The 14,736-nt window shown below is 74.3% G+C and carries 12 protein-coding genes and 1 tRNA gene; 6 read left to right on the forward strand and 7 right to left on the reverse strand.

The window, feature by feature from the left end; all coding sequences use genetic code 11:
- The first annotated feature begins 276 nt into the window (after positions 1-276).
- On the forward strand, positions 277-606 hold the full coding sequence (locus tag ADL22_RS09320) for a DUF427 domain-containing protein (RefSeq protein WP_234430614.1): 330 nt from the start codon (positions 277-279) through the stop codon (positions 604-606).
- Positions 607-681: 75 nt separating this feature from the next.
- Positions 682-1,293: a DUF309 domain-containing protein gene (locus tag ADL22_RS09325; RefSeq protein WP_079063973.1), complete on the forward strand. Its 612-nt coding sequence runs from the start codon at positions 682-684 to the stop codon at positions 1,291-1,293.
- Between the two features lie 92 nt (positions 1,294-1,385).
- Here ADL22_RS09325 and ADL22_RS09330 read toward each other — a convergent pair whose 3' ends face one another.
- From ADL22_RS09330 to ADL22_RS09355, 6 genes are all read right to left on the reverse strand, one after another.
- Positions 1,386-2,354: a D-alanyl-D-alanine carboxypeptidase family protein gene (locus ADL22_RS09330; protein ID WP_066975670.1), complete on the reverse strand. Its 969-nt coding sequence runs from the start codon at positions 2,352-2,354 to the stop codon at positions 1,386-1,388.
- Between the two features lie 289 nt (positions 2,355-2,643).
- A complete protein-coding gene (locus ADL22_RS09335; protein WP_066975673.1) occupies positions 2,644-3,909 on the reverse strand; it encodes a cytochrome P450 family protein in 1,266 nt (421 codons plus the stop codon).
- A 167-nt stretch (positions 3,910-4,076) separates the two neighbouring features.
- Positions 4,077-5,297: an MAB_1171c family putative transporter gene (locus tag ADL22_RS09340; protein WP_066975675.1), complete on the reverse strand. Its 1,221-nt coding sequence runs from the start codon at positions 5,295-5,297 to the stop codon at positions 4,077-4,079.
- Positions 5,290-5,862, reverse strand: a complete 573-nt coding sequence (locus ADL22_RS09345) for a hypothetical protein (RefSeq protein WP_234430618.1) — start codon at positions 5,860-5,862, stop codon at positions 5,290-5,292. Before ADL22_RS09345 ends, ADL22_RS09340 begins: the two co-directional genes overlap by 8 nt.
- Before the next feature lie 61 nt (positions 5,863-5,923).
- Complete coding sequence (locus tag ADL22_RS09350; protein ID WP_066975679.1) at positions 5,924-6,430, reverse strand: helix-turn-helix domain-containing protein; 507 nt, start codon at positions 6,428-6,430, stop codon at positions 5,924-5,926.
- A gap of 367 nt (positions 6,431-6,797) precedes the next feature.
- Positions 6,798-6,871 (reverse strand) — tRNA-Pro (locus ADL22_RS09355).
- A gap of 149 nt (positions 6,872-7,020) precedes the next feature.
- On the opposite strand from ADL22_RS09355, the gene ADL22_RS09360 reads away from it, so the two are divergent.
- Both ADL22_RS09360 and ADL22_RS09365 read left to right on the forward strand, forming a co-directional pair.
- A complete protein-coding gene (locus ADL22_RS09360) occupies positions 7,021-7,722 on the forward strand; it encodes a thiamine pyrophosphate-dependent enzyme (protein WP_066975681.1) in 702 nt (233 codons plus the stop codon).
- Positions 7,723-7,778: 56 nt separating this feature from the next.
- Entirely contained in the window at positions 7,779-8,759 is a 981-nt protein-coding gene (locus ADL22_RS09365; RefSeq protein ID WP_234430615.1) for a transketolase family protein, read from the forward strand.
- Positions 8,760-8,879: 120 nt separating this feature from the next.
- Here the strand turns inward: ADL22_RS09365 and ADL22_RS09370 are convergent, their stop codons facing one another.
- Positions 8,880-9,794, reverse strand: a complete 915-nt coding sequence (locus tag ADL22_RS09370) for an alpha/beta fold hydrolase (protein ID WP_066975683.1) — start codon at positions 9,792-9,794, stop codon at positions 8,880-8,882.
- A 165-nt stretch (positions 9,795-9,959) separates the two neighbouring features.
- Here ADL22_RS09370 and ADL22_RS09375 point away from each other — a divergent pair, with 165 nt between their 5' ends.
- Positions 9,960-13,178 carry an amidohydrolase family protein gene (locus ADL22_RS09375; protein WP_066975685.1) on the forward strand — a complete coding sequence of 1,073 codons (3,219 nt, stop codon included), beginning with the start codon at positions 9,960-9,962 and terminating at the stop codon, positions 13,176-13,178.
- Between the two features lie 277 nt (positions 13,179-13,455).
- Positions 13,456-14,712: an acyl-CoA dehydrogenase family protein gene (locus tag ADL22_RS09380; protein ID WP_066975688.1), complete on the forward strand. Its 1,257-nt coding sequence runs from the start codon at positions 13,456-13,458 to the stop codon at positions 14,710-14,712.
- Positions 14,713-14,736 lie beyond the last annotated feature (24 nt).

A 14,736-nucleotide genomic window follows, 5' to 3' on the forward strand; every position in this document is an offset into this window, starting at 1 on the left:
CCCGCCACTGCCCCGCCCAACCGGACCGAACCGGCCCGTCCCCTCCATCCACTCCATCCCGCAGCTCTGGCCGCCGCATCGCCGGTAACAGTCCTGCGCGTCGGGGCGCGCAGCGGAGTGGCCAGGGCTGCGCGGAGGAGTTGTGTCGTCGCGTTCTGTGTCATGACTCATACTGTGCCGGTCGCCGGGCGCGACGGCCTCAGGGATCTCCCTGAAGCTTTCCCGGATGCGACCCTGAGACGGTACGGGTCCGACGTTCGAAGGGAGATCAGGGTTGTGTCCACACAAGGCCACCGCATCGCAATCGAAGAAGGATCCGACCATGTCCGGGTGGTGGTGAACGGGCAGTTGCTCGCCGAGAGCCGGCGGCCCTTGCTGCTCTCCGAGACCGGCTATCCGGTGCGGTACTACCTGCCGCCGGAGGACGTACGGACGGAACTCCTGAAACCCTCCGCGACGCACACCGTGTGCCCGTTCAAGGGCACCGCCTCCTACTGGTCACTCGAACAAGGCCCTGAGGACATCGCCTGGGCGTACCCCGAGCCGCATGCCCAGGTCGCGGCGATCAAGGACCATTTCTGCTTCTACGAGGTCGAGTTGGGCTAGCGCGGTGGATCGAAGGCCGCGCCGCCGGAAGGGTCCGCCTCGCCCGGCCCCCTCCCCCCGGCGCACAATCGAGGAGTGAACGCACAGGAGGAGCAGGAACAGCACGAGCAGCGCCAGCAGCCGGAACAGCAGGAGCAGGAGCGCCGGCCGCAAGCCCGTCGCCAGGAGGGCGGCGGCGATGCGGCGGCGCGACGGCGGGACCGTGACGAGCGGGGCCGGGCGCGCAACGCGCGGCCGCGGGACGGGCTCGGCCGGCCGCTGCCCTACGGCGCGCCGGGAGTGGCCCGGCAGCCGGAGGGGGTGTCGCGGACGCCGGACGCGTCGCTGGCGGAGGCGCAGCGGCTGCTGGACGCGGGGATGCCGTTCCACGCGCACGAGGTGCTGGAGGACGCCTGGAAGTCCGCTCCGGAGAATGAGCGGGAGCTGTGGCGGGGGCTGGCCCAGCTCGCGGTGGGGCTGACGCACGCGGCCCGCGGCAACGCGCCCGGCGGTGCGGCGCTGCTGTGCCGGGGTGCGGCGGCGATCGCCCCGTATGCCGCGGACCCGCCGCACGGCATCGATGTGGCGGGGCTGACGGCCTGGGCGGACGAACTGGCCGGCCGGCTGACCGGGTCCCCGGAAGGCCGCGAGCCGGCCCGCCCGGTGGCGGCGGCCGAAACGGCTCCCCGGCTCCGCGCCCGCCGATGATCCGCGGGCGACCGTAAGCCGCGTACGCCCGTGACCCGCGCGCACCGGTCAGCCGCGAGCGGCGCTGCGTACGGGAGCGGCGGGCTTCAGCATCAGGCCCCGGAGCGCACCGAGCGCATGGGCCGCCCCGCGCCGCCGACCGCCTCCCCCCGCCCCACATCGTTGAACCCCCAGTCAAGGAGCGCCCCGGCTTCCTTGTAGACGCCGTTGGCCTCACCCGACTGCGGGTTGAGGACGGTGGCGATGAGGGTGTGGCCGTTGCGGCGGGCGGCGGCGACGAGGGTGTTGCCGGCTTTGCTGGTGTAGCCGTTCTTGACGCCGATGATGCCGGGGTAGCGGGGCAGGCCGTGGGAGCCGACGAGCATCCGGTTGGTGTTCTCGATCTGTACGGTGGCGCCGCCGGCGGCCGGGAAGGCGGCGCGCGGGGTGGCGCAGTAGCGGGCGAAGTCGGCGTTGGTGAGGCCGGCGCGGGCGAAGACGGTCAGGTCGAAGGCGGAGGAGACCTGGCCGGGGGCGTCGTAGCCGTCCGGGGATTTGACGGTGGTGTCGCGGGCGCCGAGTCGGCGGGCGGTCTGCTGCATCTCCCGGGCGGTGGCCGACCAGCCGCCGTTCATGGAGGCCAGGACGTGGACGGCATCGTTGCCGGAGCGCAGGAAGACGCCGCGCCACAGGTCGGCGACGGTGTAGCGGCGGCCCTGGCGGACGCCGACGACGCTGCTGCCGGGGCCGAGGCCGGCGAGGTCGGCGGCGCTGACCTGGCGGACGTGTCCGGCGGGGAACTTGGGCAGGACGGTGACGGCGAAGAGGGTTTTGAGGGTGCTGGCGGGGGCGAGTCTGCGGTGCGGGTTGTGCGAGGCCAGGACTTTGCCGGTGTCGGCGTCGGCGACCATCCAGGCCAGCGCGGACAGGCCGCCTGGCAGCCGGTGGGCGGCCGCGGCGGGTTGACGGGCCGTCGGGGCGGCCGGACGGGCGCCGGCCGGTATGGAGGTGAGGGACAGGCCGGTGGCGGCGATCAGGGCCAGCGCCCCGGCCTTCTTGGACACAAGCGCGTCGATTGCCATGGGGTCACGCTATGGAGGGCGGGCCGGGTGCGCAGCGCGGTTGCGCCGGACGGACCACGGAAGGGGGAACGGCCCCGGCGTGTCGGGGGTGCCGGTGCGCAGCCGCAAAGAACGACCGCAGTCGCAAAGAAGGACCGCGGTCACAAAGAAGGACCGCGATCACAAAGGACGACCCCAGTCGCAAAGAAAGACCCGCCCGGTGCGACGGGGGATGCACACCGGGCGGGTCACAGGACTTTTCTACCGCATGGCTCAACGGTTACGCATCAAAAACTTGTACGTCTGCGGATTACCAGGCCACGGGCAGCGAAATCAGGCCACGTGCCCGGATGGTCCGGCGGTGTCGTACTTCGTCCCGGGGGATGTCGAGGCGCAGTCCGGGAAAGCGGCTGATCAGGGCGGAGATGGCGATCTCCGCCTCCATACGGGCCAGCGGCGCGCCGAGGCAGTAGTGGATGCCGTGCCCCAGGGCGAGGTGGCCGGAGAGGCCGCGGGCCGGGTCGAAGCGGTCGGGGTCGGGGAAGCGGTCCGGGTCGCGGTTGGCGGACGCGAGGGAGAGCAGCACGCTCTCGCCGGCGGGGATGCGGACGCCGCCGATCTCGATGTCCTCGACGGGGAAGCGGCGGATGGCCAGGGGGGCGGGTCCGTCGTAGCGGAGGAACTCCTCGACGACGGCCGGTAGTTCGGCTGGATTTTGGCGCAACGCGGCGAGGTGTTCGGGGTTGTCGAGGAGCGTGAGGACGGCGTTGCCGATGAGCTGGACGGTGTTCTCGTGGCCAGCGAGGAGGATGAGGAAGGCGAGGGAGGTCAGTTCGTCCTCGCTGAGCCGGTCGCCGGCCGCTCCGCCGGTGCCGCCCGCGTCCTCGGCGCCGCCCGTGTCGTCGCGGACCGCGATGAGGTCGGAGAGCAGGTCGTCGCCCGGTTCGGCGCGCTTGACCGCGATCAGCCGGGTGTAGAACTCCAGCATGGCGCCGACCGCTTCCTTCATCGCCTGCGGCCGGGCCGGATCGGGTGTGATCAGCGCGTCGGACCAGGCGAGGAAGTCCCGCCGGTCCTCCTGGGGGACGCCGAGGAGGTCGCAGATGACGGTGATCGGCAGCGGTCCGGCGTAGTCGCGGACGAGTTCGGCGCGGCCCCGGTCGGCCATCGCGTCGAGCAGCTCGTCGGCGATCCGGCGGACGGGCGCGCGGAGCGCCTCGACGCGGCCCGGGGTGAACGCCTTGACGACCAGGCGGCGGATCCGGGTGTGGTCCGGCGGGTCCATGTTCATGAGGTTGGCGTCCAGGGCGGGCGGCAGGGAGAAGCCGCGGTAGTTGCCGGGGGTGGCGTTCCGTTTGTCCAGCGAGAGCCGGGGGTCGGCCAGGGCGGCGCGGACGTCGTCGTAGCGGGTGACGAGCCAGGCGGGCTGCCCGTCGGTGCCGGTGATGCGGTGGACGGGCCCGGCCTCGCGGAGCGCCGCACAGGCGGCGTACAGGTCGTCCAGGAGGGGCGTGGTGTCGATCGGGGTGGTGTCGACGGGGGTGGTGTCGGGGCCGGTCTCGGCGGTGTTCTGCATGGCGTCCGACTCTAGGGCCTGTCACCGGAACTCCCGCCGGGAGGCGGCCGGATGCGTGCGGTGCCCCGGCCCGGGGCGCCGGGCGGCACCGGCCGGGGCCGGTGCCGCCGTGCGCGGCGCGGGAGGCCCGGACCCCCGTACCGGGCCACCCCGTCTGTGCGTCGCGGTCAGCCGCGAGGTGTGGCGCTGCGCTGGCGCAACTCGGTGAGCACGGTCTCGATCAGCGGTGAGTGGTAGACGTCGGCGACCAGCGCCAAGTGCTCGTATTCCGCGGCGAGTCCGGCGCCGTCGCGGCCCTCGGTGACCACCACGCTGTCGGCGCCGTGTACGGGGACGTGGCCGACCGCGCGGTTCTCCAGGCCGCGCCGGAGGGCGGCGGCCTCGGCGACGGCGGCGAGCTGGCGGTCGTCGAGGGAGACCGCGCGGGCCCGTTCGCGGACGATGTCGATGGCGTCGGACTCGACGTGGCGGCGGATGCCGCGCTGGACGTCGCGGATTTCGGCCATCTGGCGGTTGGCGCGCCATTCGAGGTCGGCGAACGGCCAGTGGCCCGTCCACCGGGAGCCGTCCATGGTGACTTCGGGGTTCTGCGCGGTGACGGTCCGCCAGAGGGGCGTGAGGCGGCGCAGTCGGCGCCAGGCGGCGACGCGCGGCCCGGCGGCGGGGAGGGAGAAGCCGGTGAGGACGAGGAGCGCGGCGACCGAGGCGCTGAGCGGGGCGACGCCGTTGGACAGCCACAGGGCCGGGTGGCCGGCCCACGACAGGGCGAAGCCGATGACCTTGCAGGCGCAGTAGACCAGGCCGAGCCAGCAGCCGGCGGCCAGTACCCGCAGGCCGCGGGCCAGCCAGGTGCTGCCGAGCCGGCGCGCGTAACGGGGGCAGAGGGTGCCCAGGCCCGCCAGGCTGGCGCCGAAGATGGCCAGATACAGCACCAGGAAGAGCATGACCCCGGGTGCGTCGGTGTAGGCGGTGCTGAAGTCGCGGGGGTGCTCGACGGCGTCCGGGCGGCCGACCGCGAAGCCGGTGACGGCCACCGCCCAGAGAGCCGCGACCGCTCCGACGGCGGCCCGGGCGCGCCGGCGGGCCCGGGCGCGGGCGGCCTCGCCCTCGCCGGCGGTCCAGCGGAGCAGGAGGACCAGCGCGCCGGCGGCGAAGACCACGACGGAGGAGTACAGGAAGACCATGGCGAGGTTGGCGACGCCCACCAGCCGGTCGAAGCCGCGGTAGAGGCTGGGCGCGGAGAAGAGGAAGACCGTCGCCACGCCGCCGGTCATCACGCAGGCGAGCCCGAGGTCGGTGTTGCGGCGGTCCCGGAACCACGCGACCGCCTTGTACGCCACGAGCGCCCAGGCGGCGGCCCCGAAGCAGAGGTAGACGAGGTCAAACACCGGCGCCTCCGGACGGTCCGGCCGCCTCCTGCTGGCGGCGGATGTGCTGGAGCGCGGGGCCGAGTGCGGCGGCGACCTCGGCGGCCGGGCCGTCCAGCGGGAGTTCCGGTTCGACCGCCATGGGGACGACGTGCTCCATCAGGAGCGTGCCGAGTACTTCCGTTTCCCGCTCGGCGAGGTTGTCGTAGCCGTGGTGGCGGGCGAATCCCATGGTCAGGCCCATCCGCCGCATCGCGGTGGCGACGTCGACGGACGGCGTCCACATCCGCAGGGCGTCCTCGGTGACGGCGGGGTCCTGGGCGTGGCCGAGGAGGAGGTGGCTGAGTTCGTGGAGCACGATGTGGGTCTGGTGCCAGGGGGAGGTCTTGAGTTCGTAGAAGACCCAGTAGCCGTCGTCGGTGGTGGCGGTCATGCCGGAGACGACGCCGCCCAGGCTCATCGGCACCAGGTGGACGGGCCGTTCGACCCGTGCCGCGACGAGGTCGCAGACCCCGCGCAGATCGGTCGAGGCGGGCAGCCGCAGCTCCTTGATGAGCTGCTTGCACCGCCTGCGCATCTGCCCCACTCGCATGCTCGTCCCGTCCTCGTGTCCGGCCCGCCGCCAGGTAGTGAAGATCCGGTCGCGCTCAGCGGTCCGTACCGGGCCGTTCGCCACGCCGGTCACCCCCCTGCTCCGGCGGACCGTCCGGCAGGTTCATCTGCCGGCGGAACTGGGAGATGATCGTCGTCAGGCTGTCCTGTACTTCCGGAGGCAGCCCGACCGAGCGCAGGGCGATGGCGCGCACCCGCTGGTCCCGCATGGCGGCGAGGAACCGGACCTCCTCCTCCACCCGCGCGGCCTGCGGCTGGGAGAGGTCACCCAGGAGATACCCGACCGGGACGGCGAAGAACTTCGCCAGTGCGCGCAGGATCTCCGGACTCGGGTTCGTCCGCCGTCCGTTGCGCAGCATGGACAGGTACTGCTCGGTGACCTTCACCCCGCCGTACTCCGCGGCCCCGTGGCTGATCTCCTCGGCCACATGGGCGTTGGTGTACGGGGCGCCGGGCGGATGCATGTGCGCGAAAAGGTGGTTGAGCCGTTCCGCGAGCACGCTGCCCTCCCCCTTGGGCCGGCCGTCGCCCCCCACTGCCATTCCCCCGTTCGTCGAGCCGGCCCCAACGAGCAGTTAAGGCCGCCTGAAGCCACGCCCCCATCCTGTCACGCCGGGAACGCGCCGCACCAGTCCACATACGGACAGTGAGGAACCCCGAACTTAACCGGTGGTTGAGTGACCACGCAACAACAGTGCGTTGACCAGCGGCTTCGGAGGAGCCGGGGAGGGCGCGGAGAGATCCGCCGCGGCGCGCGAGAGCACGGACCGGCGCGGGCGAACGAACAGGCGCGGAAGGGCACGCGGGGCGGCGCGAAAGCGGGAAGGCACGGGATCGGCCGGGCCGGCGGAAACACGGAAAAGGCCGTGTCGGTCATCTCCGACACGGCCTCCGACTCGCCTTCGCAAGTCGGGACGACAGGATTTGAACCTGCGACCCCTTGACCCCCAGTCAAGTGCGCTACCAAGCTGCGCCACGTCCCGTTGCCCGATGCTGCGGGGAATTCCCCGGGCGTTCGTGCACGGAAACGATACCGCATGTCAGAGGGTGCGCGACGCCATTTCCTGGCGGGGGCGGGCCGGGGCGGGCGACGGTTGACCTCAAGGGAGCTTGAGGTTGCAAGGTCTGCGGTATGACGCACACAGCGACGGACGACCGGTTCGCGGAACTGCCCCGGCTGATGGGGCTGATGACCGGCGACGAGAAGCACGGGCCGGCGGCCACCTCCACCCTCGACGCCCTCTGGGTCCTCTACGACCGGGTGCTGCGGGTCTCCCCCGCCACCGCCGGCGACCCCGGCCGGGACCTGTTCCTGCTCTCCAAGGGGCACGGCCCGATGGCCTACTACGCGGTGCTGGCCGCCAAGGGCTTCTTCCCCGCCGGCTGGCTGAACGGCTTCGGCGCGTACGACTCGCCGCTGGGCCACCATCCGGACCGGACCCTGGTCCCCGGCGTCGAGATCGGCAGCGGTTCACTCGGGCACGGGCTGCCGCTGGCCGTGGGCACCGCGCTGGGCCTGCGCGCCCAGGGGCGTACCGACGCGGCCGTCTGGGTGCTGATCGGCGACGCGGAACTGGACGAGGGCAGCAACCACGAGGCGCTCGCGTACGCCGGCGCGGCCGGACTGGACCGGCTGCACACCGTCGTCATCGACAACTCCTCGGCCACCCACGGCTGGCGCGGCGGGATCGCCTCCCGCTTCGAGGCCGCCGGCTGGTCCGCGGCGACCGTGGACGGCCGCGACCACGCGGCGCTGTACGAGGCGTACCGCGCCCCGCATCCGGGGCGGCCGCACGCGGTGGTGGCCCGGGTCGAGCCGAAGGACGCGGGATGAGCGCGGCCCGGTTTCCGGAGTAACCCGACAAGAGACGACCTGAGAGGAATGCGGGGATGGACACCATGCGGGAACGGTTCGAGGACACCATGCGGGAACGGTTCGCGGCGGTCGCCTCGCGGCTGCTGGACGAGGATCCGCGGCTGGCGGTGGTGCTCGCCGATATCGGCACCGCCGGTTTCGCGGACGCGGCGCGCCGGCATCCCGAGCGGGTGATCAATGTCGGGATCCGCGAGCAGCTGCTGGTCGGGGTCGGCGGCGGGCTGGCGCTGACCGGGATGCGGCCGGTGCTGCACACTTTTGCCAGTTTCCTGGTGGAGCGGCCCTTCGAGCAGCTGAAGCTGGATTTCGGCCACCAGGGCACGGGCGGGGTGCTGGTGAGCGCCGGCGCGTCCTATGACTGGCCGAGCGGCGGTTTCACCCATATGGCGCCGGGCGACGTGGCGCTGCTGGACACCCTGGACGGGTGGACGGTGCATGTGCCGGGGCATCCGGACGAGGCCGAGACGCTGCTGCGGAAGGCCGCCGCGGCCGGTGACGACAAGGTGTACGTGCGGCTGTCGGTGCAGGTGAATGCGGTGGGGCGGCCGGTGGGCGGGGACGGGGCCGGGGCCGGGGCCGGGTTCATGGTCCTGAGGGAGGGCCGTGGCGGGGTGGTGGTGGCCGTGGGGCCGATGCTGGATCCGGTGCTGGCCGCCACGGAGGGTCTGGATGTGACGGTGCTGTACGCGGCGACGGTGCGGCCCTTCGACGGCCGGGCGCTGCGGGCCGCCGCCGGGGCCACGGGTGCGGCGGATGTGGTGCTGGTCGAGCCGTATCTGGCCGGGACCTCCACCCGGTTCGCCAACGACGCGCTGGCGGACCGGCCGCACCGGGTCCTCGGGCTCGGCGTCGGCCGCCGGGAGCTGCGCCGCTACGGGCGGCTGGAGGAGCACCTCGCGGCGCACGGGCTCGACGCCCAGGGGCTGCGGGCCCGGATCACCGGCTTTCTGGGGGCGTACCCGGACGGCGGGGGCGGCCGCGCCACGGGGGCGTAGAGATCCGTGGCGCCCCGGGGGCGTAGCGGCACAGCGGGGGGCGACCGCGCCCCGGGGGCGTGAGCCAGGCGCGGCACCCCAGGGACGTAGCCAGGTCCCACCGCCCCGGGGACGCCCCCCTCACACCCGCTCCTCCAGCCAGGCCAGCAGGTCTCCCTCCACCTCCTCCCGGTTGGTCTCGTTGAGGATCTCGTGGCGGGCGCCCGGGTAGGCGCGCCAGGTCAGGTCGCGGGTGCCGAGGTAGCGGAAGTCCTCCAGGAGTTCGTGGACGAGGGTCAGGCGCTGGTGGCAGGGGTCCTGGTCGCCGACCGCGACGTGCACCGGGAGGCCGCGCGGGATGCGGGCGAGGTGGGCGGGGTCGTTGACCTTGCGGAGGGCGCGTACCCAGTCCAGGGCCAGGCCGGCGCAGAACGGGAAGCCGCAGTCCGGGTCGGCGGCGTAGCGGTCGACCTCGGCGGGGTCGCGGGAGAGCCATTCGCAGCCGGTGCGGTGCGGGAAGGCGTCGTTGAAGGAGGCGAAGGTCTCGGGGAGGAACGGCGAGGGGTGGGCCGGGCCGTGGGCGGTGATCTCCGCTTCCAGGGCGGCCGTGGCGGCCTCGATGTCCAGGCCGGGCAGGGTGCGGAAGGTGCCGGTGAGGATCAGGCCGGCGAGGTCGGCGCCGTATTCCTGGGCATAGTCGCGGGCCAGTACGGAGCCCATGCTGTGCCCCAGGAGGACGAGGGGCAGGCCCGGGTGGGCGGCGGCCGCGCGGTCGCCGACGGCCTTGAGATCGGCGACGATGGCGCGCCAGGCGTCCGGGCCGGTGACGCCGCGGCCGCCGGTGGAGGGCGCGGTGGCGCCGTGGCCGCGGTGGTCGGAGGCGGTGACGGCGTAGCCGTGGCGGATCAGGTGGCGGGCGAAGCGGTCGTAGCGGCGGGCGTGTTCGGCGGCGCCGTGGGCGATCTGCACCAGGGCGCGGGGCGGGCCGGACTCCGGGAGCCAGGTGTACACGGCGATGCGGGCGCCATCGGGGGCCTGGTGGATGTCCTGCTGCACGGTGCCTCCTGGGGTCACGGGGCCGGTAGCGCCCACTCTGGCCCGCGGGGCGGCCGTTGGCCACGGGGCGCGCGTGGCGGGGATGGCCCCGGGGGCGCGCGGCGTGACACGATCGTCCCGTTCTGTGCCGGCACTGTGCCGCAACCCCCTTGCGCAGGAGGATCGTTGGACACCGCAGACCGCCCCGGAAACACCCCGCTCCCCCGTTCGCCGCTCACCCGCCGCAGATTCCTCCAGGGCACCGCCTCGGCCGCCGCCGCGGCCGGACTCGCCCAGATCGCCGTCCCCGCGGCCGCCGCCGGAACGGCCGCGCCGCCCGCCGGCGCCCCCGCCGCGCTGTCCTTCACCGCCGCCACCAACGGCGCGGCCACCCTCGCCCCGTCCGGTGACCGGATCGTCGCCGAGGTCCAGAACGTCCTGTGGTCGCTGCCCCGGGCCGGCGGTGAGGCGCGGGCGCTGACCCCGCCCGATCTGGAGCCCACCCGCCCGGTGTTCGCCCCGGATGGCCGGCGGCTGGCGGTCTGCGCGTACCGGGGCGGCACTTTCCACCTGTGGACGCTGCGCCCGGACGGTTCCGGGCTCACGCAGCTGACCGACGGGCCGTGGGACGACCGGGGGCCGGCCTGGTCGCCGGACGGGGCCCGGATCGCGTTCGCGTCGGAGCGCGGCGGCGACCCCGTGGCGGGCAGCCCGTACCGGATATGGGTGCTGGAGGTGGCGTCCGGACGGCTGACCCGGGTGACCGGGCTGCCGGGCCAGGAGGGGCCCCACCAGGACGGCGCCTGGGAGGACTTCGACCCCTGTTGGTCGCCGGACGGCTCCCGGATCGTGTTCGTCCGGGGCCGGGTGGACGGCAGCGCGCTGGTGTCCCGGACGGTGGCGTCGGTACCCGCCGACGGCCGCGGCCCGGTGCGCACCGAGCACACCGAGACGGCCGCGGCGCAGGTGATGGTGCCCGCGCTGTCCCCGGCCGGCCGGCTGGCGTATCTGCGGACCACCGACTATCCGGGGCCGAGCTGCACGCTCGTGGTGGACGGGGCGGCGGTGGCGGTGGACGGCGATGTGGAGCCGGTGCCGCCGCGCTGGGTCTCCCGGGACGAGCTGCTGCTCACCGTAGGCGGGCAGTTCCGCATCGTCCGGCCGGAGGCGCCGCGGGAGGGCGAGACCGTCCCGTTCGCCGCGCGCCTGCCGCTGGACCGGCCGCGGTACGAGGTCAAGGACTACGGTTTCGAGCGGACGGCCGCCGCGCCGGTCCGCGGTATCCACCTGCCGGCGCTGTCCCCGGACGGCCGCCGGGTCGCCTTCGCCGCGCTCAACTCCCTGTGGCTGGCGCCGACTTCGGGCGGTGGCGCGCCGCGCCGGATCACCGCGGCCGCCGCCACCCGCTACGTCCTCGCGCCGAGCTGGTCGCGGGACGGCCGGGCGCTGGTGTACGCCGACGACCGGGACGGGCTGTTCGCGGTGCGCCGCCACGAGCTGGATTCGGGCGCGGAGACGGTGCTGGCGGCCGGCGGGCGGGTGCAGCCGGCGCTGTCGCCGGACGGCACGCGGCTGGCGGCGCTGGACATGGCGGGCAACCTCGTCGTACGGAACCTGCCGGACGGTTCGGAGAAGGTGCTGGCGGCGCCGATGGGCGCGGGCGGGCTGCCGGGGCGGCCGAGCTGGTCGCCGGACGGCAGGTGGCTGGCGCTGTGCGACCGCAACCGCCTCAACCGCCGCTTCCGGGAGGGCTACAACGTCATCCGGATCGTCGACGCGGAGACCGGGAAGGACCGGCTGCACCAGGTCGCCCCGCATGTCTCGATCGCCGACCGCTACGACTCCGGGCCGGTGTGGTCGCCGGACGGGACGTGGCTGGCGCTGATCGCCGAGTCGGCGCTGTGGGTGCTGCCGGTGCGGCCGGACGGGACGCCGGACGGCGCGCCGCGGCAGCTGACCGAGGAGGCTGCGGACCACCCGTCGTGGTCCGGGGACTCCGCCACGCTGCTGTACCTCTCGGCGGGGAAGCTGCGGCTGGTCCCGGTGGCCGGCGGACCGGCGCGGACGGTTCCGGTGGCGCTGGAGCGCCGGCCGGACCGGGCCCGGGACACCGTCGTGCACGCCGGGCGCTTCTGGGACGGCACCGGCGAGACGGTCCGGGAGGACGTCGACGTGGTGGTGCGGGACGGCCGGATCACGGCGGTGGAGCCGCACCGCGCGTCCCGGGCGGGCACCGCGCGCCGGGTGGACGCCTCGGAGCGGACCGTGCTGCCCGGGCTGTGGGACGCGCACACCCACCCCTGGCAGACCACGTACGGCGGGCGGCAGACCGCGCTCCAGCTGGCGTACGGCATCACCACCACGGTGTCCTGCGGCGGCTTCTCGTACGAGCAGGCGCGGCTGCGGGAGGCGCTGGCGGCCGGGGCGCTGACCGGGCCGCGGCTGCTGACCTGCGGTGAGCTGCTGGACGGCGGCCGGGTGGCGTACAGCATGGGGCGGGCGCACCGGACCCCGGAGGGGCTGCGCCGGTCGCTGGCCCGGGGCGCGGCGCTGGACTGGGACTTCGTCAAGACGTATGTGCGGGCGCCGGGCTGGGTGATGGCGGAGGCGGCGCGGTTCGCGCACGAGCGGCTCGGGGTGCGGTCCGGGAGCCATCTGCTGACGCCGGGCGTGCAGCTGGGGCAGGACCTGACGACGCATCTCCAGGCCACCCAGCGGCTGGAGTTCGGGCACGCGGTGTCGGCGTCGGGGCACGCGTACGAGGACGTGGTGGAGGTCTACCGGCACGGCGGCGGTTTCCACATGCTGGCCACGCCGTTCTCCGCGGCGCCGCTGATCGGCGCGGACCCGGCGCTGGCCGACGACGTGCGGGTGACGCGGCTGATGCCGCCGTGGGACACCGCGGTCGTCAAGGAGGCCGCCGGGCACCGGCCGACGCCCGCGCAGCTGGCGGACATCGCCACCGAGGTGGGGGTGTACCGGCGGATCCTGGACGGCGGCGGGCTGGTGGCGCTGGGCACCGACCAGCCGCTGGTGGCGGTGGGCCTGGCGCTCCATCTGGCGCTGCGGGCGCTGCACGCGGGCGGGCTGACCGTGGCGCAGGCGCTGCGGACGGCGACGGCGCTGCCGGCCCGGGTGTTCGGCGCGGACCGTGATCTGGGGACGCTGGAGGCCGGCAAGCTCGCCGATATGACGCTGGTGGACGGCGATCCGTTCCGCGATATCGGCGCGCTGGTGCGGACACCGGCGGTGCTCAAGGGCGGGCGGCTGTACGAGCAGCGGGCGCTGGTGGAGTCGTTCCCCGCGCCGGGCGGTCCGGCGGCCCGGTCGGCGGCGGCCGGGACGGACTGGCTGGAGGTGGGGCGGCAGCAGCGCCGGGAGTCGTGCTGCGACACCGGGCACTGAGGTCCGGGGAGGCGCGGGGTGGCGCGGTCCGCGGGACATCCGGACCGCGCCGTTCCGCCGTCTCCGGAAGGGGGGTTGTGCGGAGCGTTGGCGCGCTCCCGCTGCCTTCCCGGATGCGCCGGGCCGATGTTTCGGCCGATCCGCAGCTGGTATGCCAACGGGTATTGCACGCGGTAAGCGACAGATGCGCTTGCCGGTGGGACCACGGCGGCACCGCCCGTGCCGCCCCGAGGCGGGGAGCGGCCGGCACGCGGGAGGTCGCGCAAGGAGGCTCGTCTTGTATCGCTACTTCACCGACCAGCGGCACGAGGTGCTCCGGCGCCGGGTACGGGACTTCGCCGAGCGCGAGGTACGGCCCAGGATCGCGGGGATGGAGGCGAGCCGCGCGGTCTGCCCCGACCTGTCGCGGCTGATCGCCCGCCAGGGGTGGATAGGCGTGACGGTGGACCGCGCGTACGGCGGTATGGGCGCCGGGCACGTCGCCAAGACCATCGTCATCGAGGAGCTGTCGCGGGTGAGCGCCGCGATGGGCGCCATGGTGCAGGCGTCCCAGCTGGGCGTGGCGAAGATCGTGCACTTCGGCAGCGAGGAGCAGAAGAAGACCTGGCTGCCGGCGATCGCGTCCGGCGACTGCCTGCCGACCATCGCGGTCACCGAGCCGCAGTCCGGCGGCCATGTGCTCGGCATGGCCTCCACCGCCGTCCGCGACGGCGGCGACTACGTCCTCAACGGCCGCAAGATCTACGTCGGCAACAGCCACATCGGCGATCTGCACGGGGTCGTGGTGCGCACCGGCGAGGGCTCCCGGGGCCTGTCGGCGTTCCTGGTGGAGTCCGGCACGCCCGGCTTCCGGGTGGGGCCGCAGCGGCCGGCGATGGGGCTGCACGGCTTCAGCTTCGGCGAGCTGTTCTTCGACGACTGCCGGGTGCCGGCGTCGCGGCTGCTGGGCCGGGAGGGCGACGGGCTGGCGGTGGCGTACTCCTCCAGCGTGCTGTACGGGCGGCCGAATCTGACCGCGGTGTCGCTGGGCATCCACCAGGCGGTGCTGGACGAGACCACCGCGTTCTGCGCCGAGCGGCACCGCTACGGCGAACCGCTCGCCGAACTCCCCACCGTCAAGCTGAAGCTGGGCCGCATCCAGTCGCGGCTGCTGCTGGCCCGGCTGGCCGCGTACCACGCGGTGCGCCTGCTGGACGAGGGGCAGCCGTGCGACGCGGAGCTGATGAACGCCAAGCTCGTCAACGCCGAATCGGCGCTGGAGTCGGCGCGGGACGCGATGGAGATCCACGCCGCGTGCGGGCTGTTCACCGACCGGCCGGTGGAGCGGTTCCTGCGCGACGCGCACCACATCTTCGCCCCGGCCGGCACCTCCGACGTCCAGCTGCTGCGGCTGGGTGAGCTGGCGCTGGGGCAGGGCAAGGGCGAGTGGTCGGACCGGCTGGCTGAGCTGCTGCGGACGGCACCGGCGGACCGCGCGGACGGGGACGGGGACGGGGTCCCGGGCGGGCGGGGGGAGCTGGCCGGGGCGCGGTGAACGGGCGGGGCGGCGGCGGTCAGG

The sequence above is a fragment of the Streptomyces sp. NRRL F-4489 genome (genome assembly GCF_001509485.1).
Classification (GTDB): domain Bacteria; phylum Actinomycetota; class Actinomycetes; order Streptomycetales; family Streptomycetaceae; genus Streptomyces.

Bases quoted from the DNA above. Each gene is read 5' to 3' on its own strand.
- ADL22_RS09330 (WP_066975670.1), bottom strand. From the start codon at position 2,354: ATGGCAATCGACGCGCTTGTGTCCAAGAAGGCCGGGGCGCTGGCCCTG.
- ADL22_RS09335 (WP_066975673.1), bottom strand. From the start codon at position 3,909: ATGCAGAACACCGCCGAGACCGGCCCCGACACCACCCCCGTCGACACC.
- ADL22_RS09350 (WP_066975679.1), bottom strand. From the start codon at position 6,430: ATGGCAGTGGGGGGCGACGGCCGGCCCAAGGGGGAGGGCAGCGTGCTC.
- ADL22_RS09360 (WP_066975681.1), top strand. From the start codon at position 7,021: ATGACGCACACAGCGACGGACGACCGGTTCGCGGAACTGCCCCGGCTG.
- ADL22_RS09365 (WP_234430615.1), top strand. From the start codon at position 7,779: ATGGACACCATGCGGGAACGGTTCGAGGACACCATGCGGGAACGGTTC.